This is a genomic window from Streptomyces sp. NPDC054872 (assembly GCF_053610705.1).
The window spans coordinates 144,250-163,436 of sequence record NZ_JBSGYY010000001.1; the positions used below are offsets into that span (position 1 = coordinate 144,250).

Consider the following 19,187-nt stretch of genomic DNA (forward strand, 5'->3'; position numbering starts at 1 on the left):
ACCTACGGCAACGTAACCTACGAGACCGTAGGTAGGTAGCACCCGCTCGTGCTACCGCGTAACCCCTACGCACGTAATCCGTAAAAAATCTCCCGTCCCCCCTGGAGCCCCCGTGACGATCACCTCTCCTCATCTCGGCAGCACGGACGACTGGACCGATGCCCGGTTGCTGTTCGCCCTGGAAGAAGTGGTCGAGAAGGAGCTCAACCGCCACCTGAAGGTGGCGAAGGACTGGATGCCGCACGAGTACGTCCCGTTCTCCGACGCCCGGAACTTCCCCGGTTACTTCGAGGACGGCGAGGCCTGGGAGCCCGAGCAGTCCAAGGTGACGGACATCGGCAAGATCGCCCTCGTCGTCAACCTCCTGACCGAGGACAACCTGCCCAGCTACCACCACGAGATCGCCTCCCTCTTCGGCCGCGACGGCGCCTGGGGCACCTGGGTGCACCGCTGGACCGCCGAGGAGGGCCGCCACGGCATCGTGATGCGCGACTACCTCCTGGCCTCGCGCGCCGTGGACCCGGACAAGCTCGAGCAGTTCCGCATGGCGCACATGGCCGAGGGCTTCGAGTCCGACAACCGGCACTCGATGCTGCACTCGGTCGCGTACGTGGCCTTCCAGGAGCTCGCGACCCGCGTCTCGCACCGCAACACCGGCCACCAGTCGGGCGACCCGGTCTGCGACCGCATGCTGGCGCGCATCGCCACCGACGAGAACCTCCACATGGTCTTCTACCGCAACCTCCTGGGCGCGGCCTTCGAGCTCGCCCCCGACCTGACGATGCAGTCCGTGCGTGACGTCGTGGTCAACTTCCGGATGCCCGGCCACGGCATGCCCGGCTTCGAGCGCGCCGCCGCCCAGATGGCGATCGGCGAGATCTACAACATGCGCATCCACCACGACGACGTGATCCAGCCCGTCCTGCGCTACCTGAAGGTCCTGGAGATCGACGGGCTCGGCCCCGAGGGTCTCAAGGCGCAGGAAGAGCTCGGCCTGTACATGAACGGCCTGGACACCGAGGCCTCCAAGTTCGACGAGAAGCTCGCCGCCCGCAAGGCGCGAATGGCGGCTCGGGGCAAGTAGGCCCCCTGGCCCGCGGGCTGCCGGGTGGGCGGGTTTTTTCCCGCCCACCCACCTGATCGCCCCGCGGTCACTCGTACGACGTGCACACCGCCAGCGCGGCGTCCCGTACGTCCGGGACCCCGTGGGCCCGCAGTGACGCCAGCAGGTCACGCCACGGGGCCGCCCAGCCGTCCCGCTCCCCGCAGGATTCCACCGCCGCCACCGCGAAGAGGCCGGACGCGTGGCTGCCGTCCCCGGCAAGGCCGCGGGCCACCGCGAGGAGCGGAGCCACCTCGCCCGACAGCTCCGTGTCGGAGAGGCGCGCGCCCAGCGTCGACGCCGTCCGCACGGCGAGCGCGGGCCGCCCCTCGTGCAGCCGGGCCAGTCGCGACAGCGTGGCCGCCACCTCCGCGGGCTCAGCGTCCAGCGCCACGGCGCCGGCGAGCACCTCGGCGGCCTGCGGCACGAAATCCCCGTACCCGGCGAGCAGCTCGGCCGCCCGCAGGGCCGCGGTCCGGTACACCTCACCCTCGTCGGCCAGCGTCCGGGCCACGTATTCGATCCGCCGCCGCGCGGGCAGATCCCGGTCCGGTGACTCGGGCACATCAAGGCCCGCCAGCGCCGCGAGGGCGCCGCACAACGCCTCGGTGCCTCGGGGCGCGGTCGCCGCCGCCGTCACGAGCCCCCGCGCGGCCACCTGCCAGGTGACCCGCCGGCCGAGGTCCGCGGTCGCGTGCGCGAGGACCGAGGCCGCGTCCGGCGACCACGGGGCCCACCGCGCCAGGGCGGCCAGCGCCCGGCCCGCCGCCTCGTCGTCATCGGCCCCGACCGCCTCGTGCACCAGGCGCGCGTACCGCTCCCGATGCTCCTGCGCCAGGTCGAGCGGCCGGACCCGGAGCACCGCCGTTCGCAGCGCCGCCTCCCCTCCGGCCGCGTCCCTCAGGAGCTCCCACACCCGCTCCTCGCCGAGCAGCCCGCCCGCGAAGGCGACGCACGCCGCGCGTACGTACCGATGGGCGTCCGGCCTCTCCCAGGCGTCACCGAGCAGCGCCGCCGCCTCCGGCGCGGGCAGCCGTACGGCGGCGAGACGCGCGGCCTCCTTGCGACTCGTGACCTTTTTGCCGGGCCCGCACAGCACGTCGCGCAACAGCACCGCGAGCCGGGACGGCGCGAGGTGCCGCGACGCCCGCGTCGCCGCGTACATCGCGACCCGCGCCCGCTCGCCACCCGCGTACGCGAGCAGGTCGGGCAGCGCGCCCCCGGGCCGCGCGGTGTGGGCGAGGGCGCCGATGGCCGCCTCGGCGAGCACGGTGTCGGACGATCCGGTCCAGCGGTGTACGAGCTCCTCCCCCGCGCCGGGGATGCGGGCGCCGCACGCGATCGCCGCCGCGCGGTCCCACTTCCGGAGCCCCGTGTCACCGGCTGCTTGCTCCAACTGCCGTGCCAGCGCTTCTTGTTGACGCGGCAGCCAGCGGCGCATCTCCCGGGCGCCGGCCGGCACGGTCCAGGCCGCGCCCTTGGTCAGGAACCGCCCGTAGGGCGGCGTGGCGGAAAGGAGTGGGTCGAGCAGGTCCGTGCGGCGGGAGCACAGCACGGTGTGGACCGGGGTGAGTACACCGGTCGACTGCTCGTGCGCCAGGACGCGGGCGACGCGTTCGTCACGGGTCGCCGGCGGCCGCAACCACAGGTCGACCGCTCTCGACACCGTGGCGTTGCCGCCGAAGCGGATGGCCTGCCAGAGGAGTTCCTGCAGTTCCCGCATTCCCGCGGCACGCCGGCCGACCGCGCGGGCCAGCGCGAAGGTGAGGCTGTAGTCGGCCTTCTCCGCGCCCGCCTCGATCCATGGCCGCAGCGCCTCGAACACCTCGTGCTCCTGGCCGCGGCGCAGGGTGTGGTCCAGGCGTCCGAGGTCGGCGCCGCCGGTGTTACCGGAGATGCGGACGAGTGTGCGCAGCGACCAGTTCACCAACTCCCGCCGCCCGTCCGCCGCGTGCTCCCGCAGGACGGCGACCGCCAGGCGGCTGAGGCTGCCGCGGGTGGCGTGCGAGGAGTCGCGGGCGGCGACGGCGTCGGCCGAGATCCGGTCGAGGAACGGTTCGGCGTCGGCCCCGAAGAGGGCGGGGCGGGTCTCGGCGAGCGCGGTCAGGGCGGCGGCCCGGACGGGGTCCTGTTCGTTCGCGAGCCTGGTCATCTCGCTGAGCGCGGCGGTGACTTGGTCGGTGTCGCCGGAGCGGGCGGCATTGCGGACGAGCAGCGGCCAGGCCTGCGCGCGGTCGTCGGCCGCGGGTCGCCGGGTGGCCGCCACGAGCCGGTCGCGCACCTCGGCACAGGGCAGGAAGGACTCGGCGAGCAGTACCGCGCTCCAGTGTTCGCCGTGCCGCTCGGCCCGTGCCGCCATCCGTCGCGCCTCCTCGGCCACGGCGCTGCGGGGCAGGGCGCCGAGGATGGCCCCGTCGACGGTGACGCTCCCCGCGCCGCGCCCCTCGACGGCGCGCGCGTGGACCGCGGCCCGTTCGGCGGGCGGGTGGGCGAGCATCAGCCGGGCGAGGTCGGCGGAGTCGTCGGCGACGGTTCGGGTGTAGGTGTGGAGTTCGGGCGCGCCGGAGCGGGCGAGCTTGCGCAGCACGGGGGCGGTGAGCGCACCACTGCGCCGCAGCGTCCACCCCCAGGGCCCGGAGAGGATCGCGAGGACACGACCCGGCGCGGCGTCGGCCAACACACCCAGACGCGGGCGGAGTTGCCGGGGGAACACGCTGGGCGCGTACCGTTCCAGCAGGTCGAGCACCCGGGTCGGTTCTGCCTCCGTGACGGCCGCGACGGCCGCCGCGTACCGCTGCCACCACGCGTCCCGCAGCGCTTCGGGCAGCGCGTCCAGTTCACGTCCCGCGACGTCGAGCAGGGCTCCCGCGTGCCGTCGGGCCAGCGAGCGCCAGCCCCGTACGGCGTGGAACAGCCCGGGCAGCAGCCGTTCGACCACGGGGCCCGAGCAACCGGGGAGCAGTCCGGCCGCCTCGGCGTCACCCCAGTGCCGGCGCAGCGGGCCGATGACGCGATCGGCGAGCGCGGTGCGGCGCCCGGCGACGATCGCCCGCAGCAACTGCCTCCGTACCACTTCGGGGGCGTCGTCGAGCGCGGCCTCGAAAGCGGCGTCCGGCACCCCGTGGCTCTCCGCGACCCGCAGCGCGTGCCCCCGGACGAAGGGGTCGGGGTCGACGATCCGCGCCCCGGTCCACTCGGCGTCGCCACCGGCACAGGCCAGCAGGACCGCCACCCCGCGTTCGTACGGGCCGCCGCGCTCGAGCTCCTCGATGACGGACCGCAGCGCCCCGCGCCCCGCGAAGTCCCGGGCGCTGTCGGCGATCTCCCGCACCCGCCGCGGATGGGGCAGGGGGTCGAGGTCGGAGAGCAGATATTGGGCGGCGGTCTTCTCGTGCGGGGCCATGCGCGGATTCTGCCCGGCGGGACCGGCTCGGGGACAGCGAATGGCGAAGGGGGCGGGGCGGCTGGAATCGAACCAGCGTGTTCCGGTTTTGGAGACCGGCGCGACAGCCCCTGCGCTACGCCCCGCCTTGAGGTGAATCGTATCCCCGGTGCGGTCCGGGGGATGGGGAATCGGGGTTGTGAGGGGGGCCGCCTCGCGGGCTCAACGGTGAACGCTGCGTACCGCCGCCACGTCCTGTGGAGTCGCCGGTGCCGGGATGTGTGCGCTGAGGGCGGCGAGACGGCGTTTGATGCTCGCCGCGATGCCCTGGCCGAGGACGAACCGGGTGTTCGTGTGCGCGTGCGCCGCGGTGTCGAGCAGGCGGTGGGCCTCGCGACTGCGCAGGCCGGTGTGGCTGAGCACCAGGTGCGCCATGCGGTGTTCGACCGCGGCGAGGCTTTCCGCGATGGCTCCGGCCGCCGTGTCGTCGATGTGGTTGTCCGCGGCCCCGAGCGTCCCCGCGGCACGCACCCGGCCGAGGTCGAGCAGCCGCACCCCGGCGGTCACGGAGGCCGCGACGAGGCGGGCGGCGGCCCGCGGGCCGATGCCGTTGCCGGCGAGACTCAGGCGGTCGAGCCCTCGCGGCTCCGCGCGCTCCAGCGCCTCCGCGATCAGGAACGCTCCCTCGTCGCCCAACCCCGCCGCCGATACGTACAGTTCACGCACTCCGCCCCGCGTGATCAGCTCGGCCAGCGCGGCCGCTCCCGACGGCCCGAGCGGGTTGCCGCCCAGGAAGACCCGCTCGACACCCCGCCCAGCACCGGCCGCCGCGAGCAGGGCGTCGGCGAGGACCGCCGTACCGGCCGCGTCCAGGCCGGTCTGGACGAGGTCGAGGGTGCGCAACGTGCGTACGGATTCAATCAGTTCGGTCGCGGCCGTTCCCGCGCCCGGGCCCAGCGGATTGCGTTTGAGCCAGAGTCCGGTCACGACCTGCGGCGAGGCCCGCAGCTGGTCCGCGATGCGGCAGGCGCCACCGGCGGTGATGCCGTTGCAGCCCAGGTAGAGCGTCTCGACGCCGGTGGGGCCCGCCTCACCGGTCGCGGCCGCCGCCGCGACGGCCGCTCCGTCGTCGCCCAGGCCGTCCGTGCCGAGCAGCAAGTGCCGTACGGGGTAACCCTTTTCGGAGCGATCGGCTCGTAGCGCCTCGGCGACCAGCGCGGCGCCCTTCGCTCCGATCGACTGCTTGCACAGGTCGAGCCGCCCGTCCGGAAGCGCCGTACCGGCCGCGAAGTCGAGACGCTCGCTCGCCGTCCTGCCCTCTCGCAACCAGGCGATGAGCGGCGCCAGTTCGGCGATGTGGCGGGGCTCGACGCGGGGCACTCCGGCGAACCGTGGTGCCTCGCCGGGGTCGTTCACCACGCCGCCTCCCGGTAGTCCTTGAGGAAGACTCCCGAGACCGGCGCGCCCGCCTCGCCGCGCACGATCGGGTCGTAGATACGGGCCGCGCCGTCCACCACGTCGAGGGGCGTGCGGAAGCCCGCGCCGGCGATGCGGTCCTTCTTCGGTGCCGGGTTCTCGTCGGTGATCCAGCCGGTGTCGACGGCGCACATGTGCACGCCGTGTTCGGCGAGTTCGGCGGCGCTCGTGCGTGTGAGCATGTTCAGGGCGGCCTTGGCCATGTTCGTGTGCGGATGCCCGGCCGTCTTGTTGCGCACCGCGAAGCGGCCCTCGACCGCGGTGACGTTGACGATGTACGTCAGGGGGCGCGGCGAGGCGAGCAGCAGGGGCAGCAACCGGTCGCAGAGCAGGGCGGGGGCCAGCGCGTTGACCAGCTGGGTCTCCAGGACCTCGGCCGGGTCCAGGTCACCGAGCCGGGCCGACCAGGAGTTCTCCGGCGAGGGATCGCGCAGCAGGCCCGCCTCGTCGGCCGCGCGCAGGGCGATGGTCCCGATCGGGAGGCCGGTCTCGCCCAGGGCGTCCGCCCCGCTCAGGACGCCGGACTCACTCAGGGCGTCCGCCTCGCTCAGGACGAGGGCGAGCGCGCCCCGCGTCGCGGCGGAGCCCTCCTGGAGGGCCATCGGGCTGAATCCGGGCGCGCCACGGGCCCCGGCGGGCAGTCGTGCCGACTCCCCCGCGGTGAGCGCCGCGTATGACTCGGGCGGCCTGCGCACCGTCTGCGCCGCGTTGTTGACCAGGATGTCCAGCGGTTCGCCCTCCTGCCGCAACTCATCGCACAAGCCGAGCACTTGACGCGGATCACGCAGGTCGACGGCGAGCACGGTGAGTCGGTCGAGCCACTTCTCGCTGCCCGGCACGGCACGGAAGCGCCGCTGCGTGTCGTGCGGGAAGCGGCTGGTGACCAGGAGTTCCACGCCGTCGCGCAGCATCATCAGGGCCAACTGGAAGCCGATCTTCACACGGCCACCGGTGAGCAGCGCACGACGCCCGCTCAGATCGGTGGCGAGCCCGCGCCGGGCCCGATTGTGGGCGGCGCAGTCGGGGCAGAGCCGGTGGTAGAAGGAGTCGACCTGTCGATACGACGCCTTGCAGACATAACAGGGCCGGGGCCGCCGGAAGACACCCGCGACGCCTGCGGCAGCGCCCACGTCACCCGCAGCCTCATCGGCGACCAACGGCGCGTCCTCACGGCGGTCGTCGGCCCCGGTCGCGGTGGCGGCCATCACGGCCGCGTCGGCAGCGGACAGTTCGGCTCCGCGCGCCTTGCGCCTGCGCAATCGCCCGTCGCGGGCAAAGGACGCGGCGACCTGCTCGGCGCGCAGCCGCGCGGGGTCGTCGACCGGCAGCGCGCGGAGCCTGCCGACCACGTCGTGGAAGACCGCGAGGTCGGCCTCGCTGATCACCTCGCCGGTCCCGCCGCTCCCACTCATCCGTCCCGCCCCGCCCGTGCCGTCCGCTCGTGGTCCCGACCGGATTCGAACCGGCGTATCCGCCATGCCATGGCGGTGAGTCTGCCTCTGCTCTACAGGACCCCGCACACGCGCGGACCAGGAGTGTTCGGTCCGCCCGCGCTCCCGGATCGTAACCGCACAAGACCCCCGTGCCGAACCGATTTACGACCGCCCGCCCCGGTGCAACGGTGGGCAAGGGGGTGGAACCCATGGCACAGACCCATGAATGGATGTTCTACGAGGTCATGTGGCGCGGCTGGACGGGACGGGCTCAGGTGCCCTACCCCGTTCCGTGGTGGGCCCAGGCGGCCTTCCGGCGCTGGAGCGACGACTTCGACTCGGGCACGTACGAATCCAAGGAGGCCGCCTTCGCCTCCAACGCCCTGTACCGCTACTGGCACATGGTGGGCGTCAAGGACCACCGGCAGGAGTCCCTGATCGGACAGGCGGGCGAGATCGAGCCGGTCTACGACAAGTACTGCCTGTCCTTCTTCTTCTACTCGCCGTCGACCGGCGCCGTCCGGCTCCCGCAGCTGACGGACGCCGGGGCCCTCGGCCAGCGCATGGAGGCACCCCATCTGCCGGTGGTCCTGACGACGTTCCGCACCGCCGACGGCACCGAGTTCGTGCAGCGCACCTTCGGGACGGTGATCGGCCCGCGGCAGCGGGACCTCGTCGTGACCCGCCTGACCGTGGGCAGCGCGACCGGGCAGCCGCGCGAGGGCTGGCTGTGCGCGGCCGTCATGCCCGCGGGGCCGAGCGGCTTCCAGCGGCATGACCGCAACGGCCGCCAGATCACCGACCGGCGCCTGACGTTCCTGCGCCATCTGCCCGAGGAGGGCCGGGTGGAGACGAACTCGGGCTGGGGCCCGGTGTTCGACACGCCCCCCGAGCAGTACGGCGTGTACGGCAACCCGGACTTCACGTACGACCCGGGCTCCTATCTGACCCGCAATCCGTTCCACGACCTGGTCACGGGCGGCAAGCTGAACGGCGCCCTGCAGGCGCAGGACCAGATCGCCGGGCTGTGCAGCGCGGCGTTCGCCTGGCCCTACCGGATCACCGACGACGAGCTGTTCGAACTCGACGTGCGGCTTCCTGTCGACCTCTACAGCGGGCCCGCCGATCTGGCGGAGATCAGGGCCACGCCCGCCGCCGACCTGGAGGAGGCCAACCGGGTGTTCTGGACGGGCAAGCTGATCGACCAGGGTGTGCAGCCACAACTGCCCCAGCCGGTGTCGCACTTGGCCGATCAGTTCCGCCAGTGCCGCTCGCAGCTCCTGATCCTCTCGGACCACGGCGAGATCCACCCGGGGCCGACGGTGTACGACTCCTTCTGGATCCGTGACTCCTCCGTCGAGGCCACCGCGTGCTCGCTGGTCGGCGACGCGTCGCTGGCAGAGCGCCAGTTGGGCACGCACTACCCGCTCAAGTTCAACCGCGGCTCGGGCCGCATCGGGCCGTGCGCGGAGTACGGCTTCTACGGCGGGCCGCACGAGAAGGACGACCGCGAGTGGGACAGCAACGGCCAGGCGCTGTGGGCGATCGGCCGATTCGACCGGACTCATGGCCGCTCCACCGCGTTCGGCGCCAAGCTCTACTCGCCCTACGTCATCGACGGCGCCCGATGGCTGCGGGACAACCGCGACCAGAACGGCCTGCTGCACAGCGGCTGGAGTGCCGAGCACCTCGGCGAGCGCCACAAACCGCACTACTGGGACGACTTGTGGGGCCTGGCGGGACTCTACGAGGCAGCTCGGCTCGCGGAGCGCCTCGGGTCTCCCGACGTACCCGAACTCTGGGGTGCCTTCGACGACTTGAAGCGCGCCACTGCCGCCTCGATCCGCTGGGTTCTCGAGGAGCAGCGCAGGCAGGGCGCGTGGGAGACGTACATCCCGACCGGGCCCGCCGACGTCGGGCGGCTCGACTCGACGATGATCGGCACGGCGGCGTTCTTCCACCCGCTGCGGCTGCACATGGGCAGCAAGCTGGGCGAGGACATCGACCGGGCGGCCCGCTGGACGCTCGACACGATGTACGCGCACTTCGTGACCGGCGGGTATCGCCACGAATCGGCCTGGAACACGTACGGCCCCTATCTGACGACCCAGTTGGCGCACGCCTGTCTGCTGGCCGGTGACACGGCGCGGATGGACGCGCTGCTCGGCTGGATCGTCGGCGCGTCGCTGCCGCGGACCGAGGAGCGAGCGGTGGCGCTCGGCGCGTGGAACGAGCAGCACGCCTTCCCCATCGCCTCCGACTACCGCGAAGTCCCCGACCGGCACTGGTACATGGGGGACATCCCGCACGGCTGGGCGGCGGCGGAGTATCTGCTCCTGATCCGCGACATCCTCTTCTTCGAGGCCGACGAGGACCGCGACCCGCATCTCTACATCGCTCCGGGCATACGCCCCCACTGGGTGCCGGACGGCGCCACGGTGGCCGTCGACGACGCCCCGAACCTGTTCGGCGCGCCATTCGGCTACCGCCTCACCCATGACGCGGGCGGGCGGGAGGTGACCGTGGACATCACGCGGGCGCCGAAGCGGGTGCGGTACGTCTATCCGTGCCGGTTCGGCCCGGTGCGGGCGGTCACGGCGGACGGCCGCGGCCTGACGGTGACGGGGGACGACGTGCACATTCCGGCGGGCACGAGGAGGTTCACGGTCACCTATGCCTGAGGTCCGCCCTACCTGAGGTCCGCACGGCCGCGTACGCCTGACGCGTGCGCGGCCGTCTGCCCGTGAGGGGTCAGGTGCGTCTGAGGCTGAGCCGCTCCTTCTCCGAGAGGCCGCCCCAGACGCCGAACCGCTCGTCGTGGGCCAGGGCGTATTCGAGACACGCGGGACGCATCTCGCAGAGCCGGCAGATGTACTTGGCCTCGCGCACCGAGCTGCCCGGTTCAGGGAAGAAGAACTCGGATCCGGTCTGGGCGCACAGGGCCTGCTCCTGCCAGGCGAGTTCCGGCTCGGCTGTCATGTCGATCTGCATGCGGCCGATGCTGGCAGGGCGCGCGAAACAGCAGATCAACGAACGATCAACGCCGCGCCGTGTGCCGTTTCAGGCGCCTTCTGCTTGCCCGCGTGGATGGTGGCGAAACGTGCACGCCCGCGTTCATGTGCCGGAGTTGGGGCCGAAGATCGGACGTCACTCTGCCTCGGCCCCCCGTCCGCTGTTCTCGACCCGTGTTCTCAACCCGTGGTCTCAACCCGTGGTCTCAACCCGCGCCCGGCGCCTCCGGCTGCATCAGCGCGAACCGCGCCCCCGAGGGATCGGCGAGCTTGGCGAAGCTGCCGACGCCCGCGAGGTCCATGCGCGGCGTCCGCACCGTGCCCCCGGCAGGCTCGACCTGGGCGAGCACCGCGTCGATGTCGGTCACCTGGAAGTACGGGGTCCAGTACGGTCCCGCCTCGGCCTCGTCCGGGGCGGCGGACAGCGGCCACAGGCCGGCGAACATGTCGTCCGCGGTGCCGCCCGCGGGGTGCACCATCGTGTACGAACCGCCCTCGAAGGCCTGGGTGGTGGCGCCCCAGCCGAACACGGCGGCGTAGAACTCCTGGGCCGCCGTGACGTCCGGGGTGTAGAGCTCGGTCCAGCACATGCTGTTCGGGGCGTCGACCAGGTCGAGGCCCTTGTTCGTGCCCGGCTGCCACACCGCGAAGCCGACGCCCTGGGCGTCGCTCAGGACGGCCATGCGGCCCAGGTCGCCTACGTCCATCGCCTCGTACACCGTGCTGCCGCCGGCCTGCTCGACCGCCTTCACCGTCGCGTCGGCGTCCGTCGTCCTGAAATAGATCGTCCAGGCCGGAGGCGCCTGGTCGGCGGGAACGGTCATGGCGCCCGCCACGGTCTTGCCGTCAGTCTGGAACATGCCATATCCACCGAATTCCGGGCCGCCGGACAGGAACTCCCATCCGAACAGTGCGCGGTAGAAGGCATGGGCGCCTTCAAGATCCGGGGTGCCGAGGTCCACCCACGTGGGAGCGCCCACGACATAACGGGTATTGAGCATGATCGACTCCTTTGTCGTATCTCTCTGCCGTCCTCCTGAGTCTGGCACCCGGCACTGACAGTGGGCGGGCTCTGCCACCTTGTGAAAGAAACGAGATTCTGAGAGCGCTCTCAGTCACAACTCTTGACGACCGAATGGGCCGCCGCGACAGTGGTCGCACCACGCGGCCACCACCCCCCACACGGCCGTATGCCATCCCCCCACACATCCCGGGAGACCTTCCGTGATTTCGCGTCGAGTGTTCCTGTCCACTGCCGCCGGTGCCGCCGGAGCCCTCACCTATCCCGTCTGGGGCAGCGCCCTCAGCCCCGGCGCCAAGGCAGCCCCGGCGACCTGTGAACTCGCCCTCCAGAACAAGTCGTTGCCCGGTGAGGTGCGCGCCTACGTCACCGGACACGAGCAGGGCACCGACCGCTGGGTCCTGCTCAAGCCGGACGGGGGCGTCTACCGGGCCGACTCGCCGTCGGCCCCACAGACTCCGCTGCCGGTCGACTGCGCGATCCCGCTGGGCGCGGCGGGCTCGGCGCCGAAAGTACTGACGCTGCCTCAGATGTACGGCGCGCGCGTCTACTTCGTGCGCGACGACAAGCTGGACTTCTTCCTGAACCCGGGCCCTTCGCTGGTCGAGCCCGCCTTCGCCACCAAGGAGGACGCCAACTACGGGCGCACCTGGTCGTTCTGCGAATTCACCTTCAACAGTTCGCAGTTGTACGCCAACATCAGCTACGTGGATCTCGTCACGGCCCTGCCCATCGGCCTGACCCTGGAGGGCGACGGCACGCACACGGTGGCTCCGCTGCCGGACGGCGCCGTCGACAAGATAGCCGCCGACCTCGTGGCCCAGGGCGAGAAGGACGGGCAGCCCTGGGGTGATCTGGTGATCCGCGGGGACGGCGGGGACGTGCTCCGGGTCATCTCGCCGCAGAACCTCATGGCGCCCTTCTTCGACCGCCCCGCCGAGATGCCGTTCCGGGACGTGTGGAACAGCTACATCGACCAAGCGTGGGAGAAGTACCGCAGCACCGACCTGAAGATCGACCTCCAGGGCGGCCGTGGCGTGTTCACGGGCCGCGTGAGCGGCGACACGCTGACGTTCAACGGCGGGCACACCTTCCCGAAGCCGACGTCGAAGGACATCTTCACCTGCAACCACGGGCCCTTCACCAACAACCCCGGGGACTCCGACGACAAGAAGGGCCTGCTCGCCCGGCTCGCGGCGGGCTTCAACCGCAGCATCATGCTGTCGCACCCGGAGCAGCCGAACGGGGCCGGCGCGGGCGACTACTACAAGGGGGACGTGACCAACCACTGGGCCCGTGTGGTCCACGCGAACTCGCCCATCGGCTACGCGTTCCCCTACGACGACGTCCGTCCGGACGGCGAGCCCGATGTGTCCGGGGCAGCGCACGACGGCAACCCGCGCCGGTTCACGGTGAGCGTCGGCTCCTGACATCTGCACCCCCACCGCCGCCCCGGCGGGCCCACCCCCCACGCATACGCCGCCCCGTCGCGCACTGGTCGCGACGGGGCGGCGTGCCGTCCGGCAGGGATCGCCCGCCGGTCCGGAGACCTACTTGCAGTTGTTGCCGGCGGCCGGGTTGAGCAGACCGACGACGTTCAGCGAGTTGCCGCAGGCGTTGACCGGAACGTCCACGGGAACCTGGAGGACGTTGCCGCTGAGGACGCCCGGCGAGTTATGGGCCGAGCCCTCGGCGTAGGCGCCGGAGCCGGGGCCGGGGTCGGCGGCGGCGGCCGTACCGGCACCGCCGATGACGGTGACCGCGGCGAAGGCCGCTGCTGCCAGGATCGCGCACTTGCGCATGGTGTTACCTCCGGATGAGTGGAAGTGCTGAAGCGAGCCTCACCCGGCCACGACGCGACAAAAACGCGGGTGGACCGTGCGGGGGAACGAGGGCACTCGTTCGTGGGACGGAGGGGCTTGCGGGCCTGGGCTACAGGGAGGGGGGGTGGGCTCGCGGGGGCGGCGGGGCAGGGGATCAGGGGGGCAGAGGGCCAGCGGATCAGAGGGTCGGCGGGTCAGAGGGTCGGCGGGTCAGAGGGTCGCGGCACAGCCGGTCAGCGGGCTAGCCGGTCAACGGGACAGCGGGGCGGCGGGTCGGCGGGTCGGCGGGACAGCCGGTCAGCGGGGCGGCGGGTCGGCGGGTCGGCGGGACAGCCGGTCAACGGGACAGCGGGGCAGCCAGTCAACGGGTCGACGGGACAACCGGTCAGCGAGCCAGCCGGCCAGCCGGTCGGCGGGTCGGCGGGTCGGCGGGTCGGCGGGCCAGCCGGCCAGCGAGTGGACGGGCCAGCCGGACAGCGGGGCAGCAGGTCGACGGGGCAGCGAGACAGCGGGCCAGCCGGACAGCGGGGCAGCAGGTCGACGGGGCAGCGAGACAGCGGGCCAGCCGGACAGCGGACCAGCGAGACAGCGGGACAGCCGGCCAGCGAGGCCAGCGGAGTGAAGCCCCCCCCGGAGCCCCCGCGACGTGCCTACGCCGACGTCCTTCGGATCAGCTTTGTCGGCAGGACCACGCTTTCCGGGGGCAGGTCGCCGCGTGTCAGCAGCATGCGGGCCATGAGGCGGCCCATCTCCTCGATGTCCTGGCGCACCGTCGTCAGCGGTGGGTCCATCTGTTCGGCCACCGCCAGCATGTCGTCGAAGCCCACCACCGCGACGTCCTCCGGCACCCGCCTCCCCCGCTCCCGGAGCACCCGCAGCGCTCCCGACGCCGTCAGGTCGTTTGCGGCGAAGACCGCGTCCACGTCGGGGACCCGGTCCAAGAGCTCACGCATCGCCCGCTCACCTCCCGCCGGGGTGAAATCGCCGTGCGCGACGAGCCTCTCCCCCGCCTCCGGCAACACGTCGCGGAAGCCGTCGAGGCGGTCCACGGCCGATGTCTGGTCGAGCGCGCCGGTGATGTGCGCGATCCGGGTGCGTCCCAGCGAGACGAGGTGGCGGACCGCCTCCCTCGCCCCGCCGCGGTTGTCGCAGTCGACGTACGGAGTCGTCACCGTCCCGTCCGGCCACCCGGGTCGGCCGCCGAAGACCGTAGGAACCCCCGCGCCCTGGATGATGCCGGGCAGCGGATCGTCCAGGTGCAGGGAGAAGACGAGGGCGCCGTCCACATGGCCGCCGGCCAGGTAGCGGCCGACCCGCTCGTGATCGTCCCGCCCCTCCGTGAGCAGCAGCACCAACTGGACGTCACGCGACGTCAACTCCTTGCTGATGCCCCGGAGTTGCAGCGCGAAGAAGGGGTCGGCGAAGACCCGGGTCTCCGGCTCGGCGATCACCACGGCGACCGCGTCATGCCGACGGGTCACCAGACTGCGGGCGGCGCGGTTCGGGACGTAGCCGAGTTCGTCGACCGCCTGCCTGACCTTCTCGGCCAGCACCTCACGTACGCCCGTGTCGCCGTTGACGACACGGGACACCGTGGCCCGCGAGACTCCGGCTCGGGCGGCCACGGCCTCCAGGGTGGGGCGCGGGGCGGCGCTCGACGGCTCGGTCACGTGGGGCTCCTCGGGGGCGGCTGGCTGGTGCGCCGGTCAGGATACGACCGGCGGGCGGGGCGGGGAGATGTCCCCCGCTCTCGTCACCCGCGCGCGTCCGCCCTGATCAGCTCGGCCGCCTTCTCCGCGAGCGCCACCGTGGGTGCGTGCGTGTGCCCGCGCGTGATCCGCGGCATGACCGAGGCGTCCACGACCCGCAGCGCCGACGTGCCCCGCACCCGTAGCGCCGGGTCGGTGACGGAGGCGTCGTCGAGGCCCATCCGGCAGGTGCCGACCGGGTGGTAGAGGGTCTCGGAGGCCCCGCGGATCGTCCGGGCGAGCGTCGCGTCGTCGACCGTGCCCGGATGCGGCGCCAGCGGCCCCGACGTGTACGGGCCGAGGGCGGGTCCCGCGAGCAGTTCCTCGGCGCGGCGCACCCCGGCGACGAGCGTGCGGATGTCGGCCTCGGCCGACAGATATCCGGGGTCGATGAGCGGCGCGTTGCCGACGCCCGGGCCCCTCGGCGTGATCCGGCCCGTGCTCTCCGGCTGGAGCAGCACGACACCGATCGTGACGCCGTGTTCGGTGGGCGGGGTCAGGCCGTGCTGGACGAAGGGGACGGGGGCGTAGACCAACTCGATGTCGGGGGCGGTCAGTTCCGGCCGCGTCTTGATGAAGGCGACGGCCTCGCCGACGTTCGACGTGAGCGGGCCGTGCCCGCCGAGCAGGAAGCGGCCGACATTGGCGAGGGAGTCCGCGCCGGTCAGCGTGACGGGCTCCGGGCAGCGCATGGTGACCGCGTAGGCGAGATGGTCCTGGAGGTTGCGGCCCACCCCACGGGACTCGATGCGTGGTTCGATGCCCGCCTTCGCGAGGTCGTCCGGGTCGCCGACGCCGGAGGCCTGGAGAAGCTGCGGGGAGCCGATCGCGCCCGCGCACAGCAGCACCTCGCGGCGGGCTATCAGTTTCCCGGGGACGCCGTCGGCGATGACCCCGGCCACGCGCGTCCCGTCGAACTCCAGCCTGCGGACCCGCGCTTCGGTCAGGACGTCCAGGTTGCGGCGCCGCCTGGCCGGTTTCAGGTAGCCGTCCGCGGCACTCCACCGGCGCCCGCGGCGCTGGTTGACCGGGGTGAGCGCGAAGCCGCTGTGGTCCGGCTCGTTCAGCTCCGTCAGCTCGCGCAGGCCCGCGTCGCGGCAGGCGTCGAGGAACGCGCCGGTGGTCGGATTGACGGCGCGGGGCGGTGAGATCCAGAGCGGCCCGTCACTGCCGTACACGCTGCCGGCGCCCGCCACGCCGGAGCGACCCGCCCCGCGGGAGCCACCTGTTCCTCGGGAGCCGCCGGTTCCGCGGGAGCCGCCCGTCCCACCGGAGCCGCCCGTCCATCGCTCCGCTCGCCGGAAGTACGGTTCCAACGCGTCGTAGGACCACTCGGGCCCCGCCGCCTCGCCCCAGGCGTCGTAGTCGTCGCGGTGGCCGCGCACCCACATCATGGCGTTCATCGAGGACGAGCCGCCCAGCGTGTGACCGCGCGGCCAGTACAGTTCGCGGCCGTCCAGCGCGGGCTGCTTCACGGTGGAGTAGTCCCAGTCGTAGGGCGTCTTGAACAGCTTCGGGAAAGCCGCGGGGATGCGGATCTCGGGCTTCCGGTCGCGTGGCCCCGACTCGACGAGCGCCACCCGCACCGCGGGGTCCTCGGAGAGCCGCGCGGCGAGGACGCATCCCGCGGAACCGGCACCGACGATGACGTAGTCGTACACGCTGTCCTTGCTCAACTCGACTCCCTTGAATGGCAGTTCACGAGGGGATGCGCACAGGGGACGTACGGGTGCTGCGCATGGATGACGCGTACAAGGAGTACACCCAAGGTGGACCTCTGGGTAAAGGGATGGCGCGAGGATCGGCCGGTCCTACACGATCTCCACATGACGAACAGAAAGGGCGACACCGGACCCAGCACCCGGCCGACCGCTGAGCGCGCTCGAACCGGCTCTCTGCCCCGTACTCAGGACACGCCGCTCACCCCGTACGCACGACTGCCCCGCCGCTTTCACGAGCGCCACATCGCGCACAGCACCGTCGACGCCTTCGGACAGGCCCACTGGCTGCTCACCCCGCGGGCGCCGGGCCCCGGACGTGGCGCGATGAAGCCGTACGACGCGGTGGTCGTCACCGTCGACACCGACGGCAGGGACCACGCGACGGAACTCAGCGCGCTGCGGGCACGCTTCCCGCAGGTCGACGCGCTGCCCGACGGCGGCTTCGTCGTGGCCGACGCGCGCAGCCGCCGGTCCGAGCAGCACGTGCAGATCTTCGACGCGCTCGGCCGGGAGTCCTGGGCCTTCCGCGTCGGGGACGGCATCGAGACCCTCCTGTCCGATCGGGCCGGGCGGCTCTGGGTCGGCTACTTCGACGAAGGGGTCTTCGGGGACGACGAGCTCAGCCATCCGGGCCTGCGCTGCTGGAGTGCCGAGGGCGAGCCCGTGTGGGCGTACGAGGCGGCGGAGGGCGCGAGCCAGATCTACGACTGCTACGCCCTCAACGTGGCCGAGGACTCCGTCTGGGTCTGCGCCTACGACGACTTCTCCCTCCTGGAGGTCCGCCCCGGCAGCGCGGTCCGGCAGCGCGCGAACGACCGTGCGGGAGCCACCGCGCTCGCCGTGCACCACGGCCGGGTGACGTTCTTCGGCGGGTACGACGGCGAGCGTGACCGCCTCGTGCACGCCGAGCTGCGACACGAGGAGGTCCGGCTGTACGGCTCCGGACGCCTTGTCGCACCCGACGGAGGCACGCTCGGGCCCTGCAGGACCGTCAGCCGTGGCCCGCGGATCTACGTGCAGGAGGAGCCGTACACCGAGTGGACCGTGCTCGACATCGGCACGCTCGGCGTGTGACGCTCCGGCCGCCGCCGCCGAGGGTCTCGACCCGTTCGCGCCGGGCTCTGGCGCGGAGGGCCGGGCCGTGGAGGGGCTCGTCGATCTTCTGGAGAATGACCCGGAGATGGTGGTCCGCCGTCACGCCGCGACCGCGCTGCGATGGATGCAGTACAACCCGCAAGACGCTCGTCGAACGCCTGGAAGCCCTGCGCGACTCGGGCTGGGCGGACCAGGAGGCGCCGGGGCCACGGTCCCAAGGCCCCCAGGTCACGACTCCCTCATCAAGGCCCTGCGCGACCTCTAGCCGTGATCATGCCCGGACGCGCCGGACTTGGCCTCGCCGGAGTCACCCGACTTGCCGGAGTCGCCCGACCCGCCGGACTTCTTCGCTGCCGAAGGGTGATGCGGCTCGTAGTCCGGGATGGTGCCGTCCGCCTTCTTCACCAAGAAGTACCCCGCCATCCCCATGTCGGAGTGGCTCTGCACATGGCAGTGGTACATCCAGGCGCCCGCTCCCACCCCCTCACCCGCGATGACCTGGAAGCCGAAGGAGTCGCCCGGCCCAGTGATCTTGTCGTCGAGGACCTGGCTCGGGTCGTCGGGGCCGGTCAGCAGGCCCGTGCGGTTGTCCGCCCAGCGGTGACCGTGGACGTGGAACGTGTGGTAGTACTCGCCGTGCGTGATCGAGATGAACTCGACCCGATCACCCACCGTGGCCTCGAAGTTGGGGCTGTCGTGGCCCGCCTTGTTGTTGATCGTCATGTCGTTGAAGACGATCGTGAACGTCTTGTCCGGCAGCAGATCGCCCTTGCGGCGCACGACCAGCGCGCCGTAGAGCCCCTTGCGCACGCCGCCCGTCCCGTGATCGGTGCCGACGACGTGGTCGTGGTAGTGCCAGTAGCCCGCCGTGCCCGGCCGCCAGGTGCCGTCCTTGCGGCGGCCCGGGGCGTGGGTGCGCCAGGTGTAGGTGCGCTTGCCGCCCGGCTCGACATGGCTCTTGGTGTGTCTGGTGCCGTCGCTGGAGATCTCGTAGTCCATGCCGTGCACGTGCAGGCTGGCGTCGACGTCCATCGTGTTCTCGAACTCGATGTGCAGGGTGTCGCCCTCGTTCAGCTCGATGAGCGGGCCGGGGATGGACGCCTTGCCCTTCTCCAGGCCGTACCCCATCTGCCCGTCCGGCAGCTTCTCGGCGTACATCTTGATGCGGCGCACCTCGCCGCCCGCGGGGGCGGTCTTCGGCCCTTCGGCCGTGCTCGCCTCGGGCGCGGCGGCCAGCGACAACGATGTCACACCGGCTGTCGCGGCCACGCCGCCCACGAGCATCCGCCGGTTGAAGCTGCGTCGGTCCATGCCGAACTCCCCACTGCGGTACGGAGACTGACGGGGCGCAGGTGGGCCCCGAGACGGCCACACG

General features: G+C 72.2%; 13 protein-coding genes and 2 tRNA genes. 4 read left to right on the plus strand and 11 right to left on the minus strand.

Translation table 11 applies throughout. From position 1 onward, the window contains the following. The first annotated feature begins 112 nt into the window (after positions 1–112). Positions 113–1,084: an acyl-ACP desaturase gene (locus ACWGIH_RS00625; protein ID WP_453444017.1), complete on the plus strand. Its 972-nt coding sequence runs from the start codon at positions 113–115 to the stop codon at positions 1,082–1,084. A 67-nt stretch (positions 1,085–1,151) separates the two neighbouring features. Here the strand turns inward: ACWGIH_RS00625 and ACWGIH_RS00630 are convergent, their stop codons facing one another. The 5 genes from ACWGIH_RS00630 to ACWGIH_RS00650 form a co-directional block, all read right to left on the minus strand. Next, positions 1,152–4,505: a hypothetical protein gene (locus ACWGIH_RS00630; protein ID WP_453444015.1), complete on the minus strand. Its 3,354-nt coding sequence runs from the start codon at positions 4,503–4,505 to the stop codon at positions 1,152–1,154. A gap of 52 nt (positions 4,506–4,557) precedes the next feature. After that, positions 4,558–4,630: transfer RNA gene (locus ACWGIH_RS00635), tRNA-Trp, on the minus strand. Positions 4,631–4,706: 76 nt separating this feature from the next. Then, positions 4,707–5,903: a ribonuclease inhibitor gene (locus ACWGIH_RS00640; RefSeq protein WP_453444013.1), complete on the minus strand. Its 1,197-nt coding sequence runs from the start codon at positions 5,901–5,903 to the stop codon at positions 4,707–4,709. Beyond that, positions 5,897–7,372 (minus strand): SDR family NAD(P)-dependent oxidoreductase, encoded by a 1,476-nt coding sequence (locus ACWGIH_RS00645; RefSeq protein ID WP_453444011.1) that lies wholly within the window; start codon positions 7,370–7,372, stop codon positions 5,897–5,899. Before ACWGIH_RS00645 ends, ACWGIH_RS00640 begins: the two co-directional genes overlap by 7 nt. 30 nt (positions 7,373–7,402) lie before the next feature. Beyond that, positions 7,403–7,474 (minus strand) — tRNA-Ala (locus ACWGIH_RS00650). A gap of 128 nt (positions 7,475–7,602) precedes the next feature. On the opposite strand from ACWGIH_RS00650, the gene ACWGIH_RS00655 reads away from it, so the two are divergent. Beyond that, the gene (locus ACWGIH_RS00655) at positions 7,603–10,074 is read left to right on the plus strand and encodes a hypothetical protein (RefSeq protein WP_453444009.1); all 2,472 of its coding nucleotides are present in this window, start codon (positions 7,603–7,605) and stop codon (positions 10,072–10,074) included. Between the two features lie 70 nt (positions 10,075–10,144). Here ACWGIH_RS00655 and ACWGIH_RS00660 read toward each other — a convergent pair whose 3' ends face one another. Both ACWGIH_RS00660 and ACWGIH_RS00665 read right to left on the minus strand, forming a co-directional pair. Then, positions 10,145–10,384: a WhiB family transcriptional regulator gene (locus ACWGIH_RS00660; RefSeq protein ID WP_363314455.1), complete on the minus strand. Its 240-nt coding sequence runs from the start codon at positions 10,382–10,384 to the stop codon at positions 10,145–10,147. Between the two features lie 226 nt (positions 10,385–10,610). Next, complete coding sequence (locus tag ACWGIH_RS00665) at positions 10,611–11,405, minus strand: VOC family protein (protein ID WP_453444006.1); 795 nt, start codon at positions 11,403–11,405, stop codon at positions 10,611–10,613. A gap of 223 nt (positions 11,406–11,628) precedes the next feature. Here ACWGIH_RS00665 and ACWGIH_RS00670 point away from each other — a divergent pair, with 223 nt between their 5' ends. Continuing rightward, the gene (locus ACWGIH_RS00670; RefSeq protein WP_453444004.1) at positions 11,629–12,855 is read left to right on the plus strand and encodes a glycoside hydrolase family 64 protein; all 1,227 of its coding nucleotides are present in this window, start codon (positions 11,629–11,631) and stop codon (positions 12,853–12,855) included. Between the two features lie 120 nt (positions 12,856–12,975). Here ACWGIH_RS00670 and ACWGIH_RS00675 read toward each other — a convergent pair whose 3' ends face one another. From ACWGIH_RS00675 to ACWGIH_RS00685, 3 genes are all read right to left on the minus strand, one after another. After that, a complete protein-coding gene (locus ACWGIH_RS00675; RefSeq protein WP_453444002.1) occupies positions 12,976–13,227 on the minus strand; it encodes a chaplin in 252 nt (83 codons plus the stop codon). A 671-nt stretch (positions 13,228–13,898) separates the two neighbouring features. Further along, positions 13,899–14,918, minus strand: a complete 1,020-nt coding sequence (locus tag ACWGIH_RS00680; protein WP_453444000.1) for a LacI family DNA-binding transcriptional regulator — start codon at positions 14,916–14,918, stop codon at positions 13,899–13,901. Positions 14,919–15,001: 83 nt separating this feature from the next. Then, positions 15,002–16,672 carry a GMC family oxidoreductase gene (locus ACWGIH_RS00685; RefSeq protein ID WP_453443998.1) on the minus strand — a complete coding sequence of 557 codons (1,671 nt, stop codon included), beginning with the start codon at positions 16,670–16,672 and terminating at the stop codon, positions 15,002–15,004. A 150-nt stretch (positions 16,673–16,822) separates the two neighbouring features. On the opposite strand from ACWGIH_RS00685, the gene ACWGIH_RS00690 reads away from it, so the two are divergent. Next, entirely contained in the window at positions 16,823–17,791 is a 969-nt protein-coding gene (locus tag ACWGIH_RS00690) for a hypothetical protein (RefSeq protein WP_453443996.1), read from the plus strand. A 282-nt stretch (positions 17,792–18,073) separates the two neighbouring features. Here the strand turns inward: ACWGIH_RS00690 and ACWGIH_RS00695 are convergent, their stop codons facing one another. Continuing rightward, on the minus strand, positions 18,074–19,123 hold the full coding sequence (locus ACWGIH_RS00695) for a multicopper oxidase domain-containing protein (protein ID WP_453443994.1): 1,050 nt from the start codon (positions 19,121–19,123) through the stop codon (positions 18,074–18,076). Positions 19,124–19,187 lie beyond the last annotated feature (64 nt).

What these genes read in the sequence shown, in the direction of transcription:
- ACWGIH_RS00695 (WP_453443994.1), bottom strand. Translation starts at nt 19,123, where the DNA reads ATGGACCGACGCAGCTTCAACCGGCGGATGCTCGTGGGCGGCGTGGCC.
- ACWGIH_RS00660 (WP_363314455.1), bottom strand. Translation starts at nt 10,384, where the DNA reads ATGCAGATCGACATGACAGCCGAGCCGGAACTCGCCTGGCAGGAGCAG.
- ACWGIH_RS00665 (WP_453444006.1), bottom strand. Translation starts at nt 11,405, where the DNA reads ATGCTCAATACCCGTTATGTCGTGGGCGCTCCCACGTGGGTGGACCTC.
- ACWGIH_RS00655 (WP_453444009.1), top strand. Translation starts at nt 7,603, where the DNA reads ATGGCACAGACCCATGAATGGATGTTCTACGAGGTCATGTGGCGCGGC.
- ACWGIH_RS00645 (WP_453444011.1), bottom strand. Translation starts at nt 7,372, where the DNA reads ATGAGTGGGAGCGGCGGGACCGGCGAGGTGATCAGCGAGGCCGACCTC.
- ACWGIH_RS00630 (WP_453444015.1), bottom strand. Translation starts at nt 4,505, where the DNA reads ATGGCCCCGCACGAGAAGACCGCCGCCCAATATCTGCTCTCCGACCTC.
- ACWGIH_RS00675 (WP_453444002.1), bottom strand. Translation starts at nt 13,227, where the DNA reads ATGCGCAAGTGCGCGATCCTGGCAGCAGCGGCCTTCGCCGCGGTCACC.
- ACWGIH_RS00690 (WP_453443996.1), top strand. Translation starts at nt 16,823, where the DNA reads ATGACGAACAGAAAGGGCGACACCGGACCCAGCACCCGGCCGACCGCT.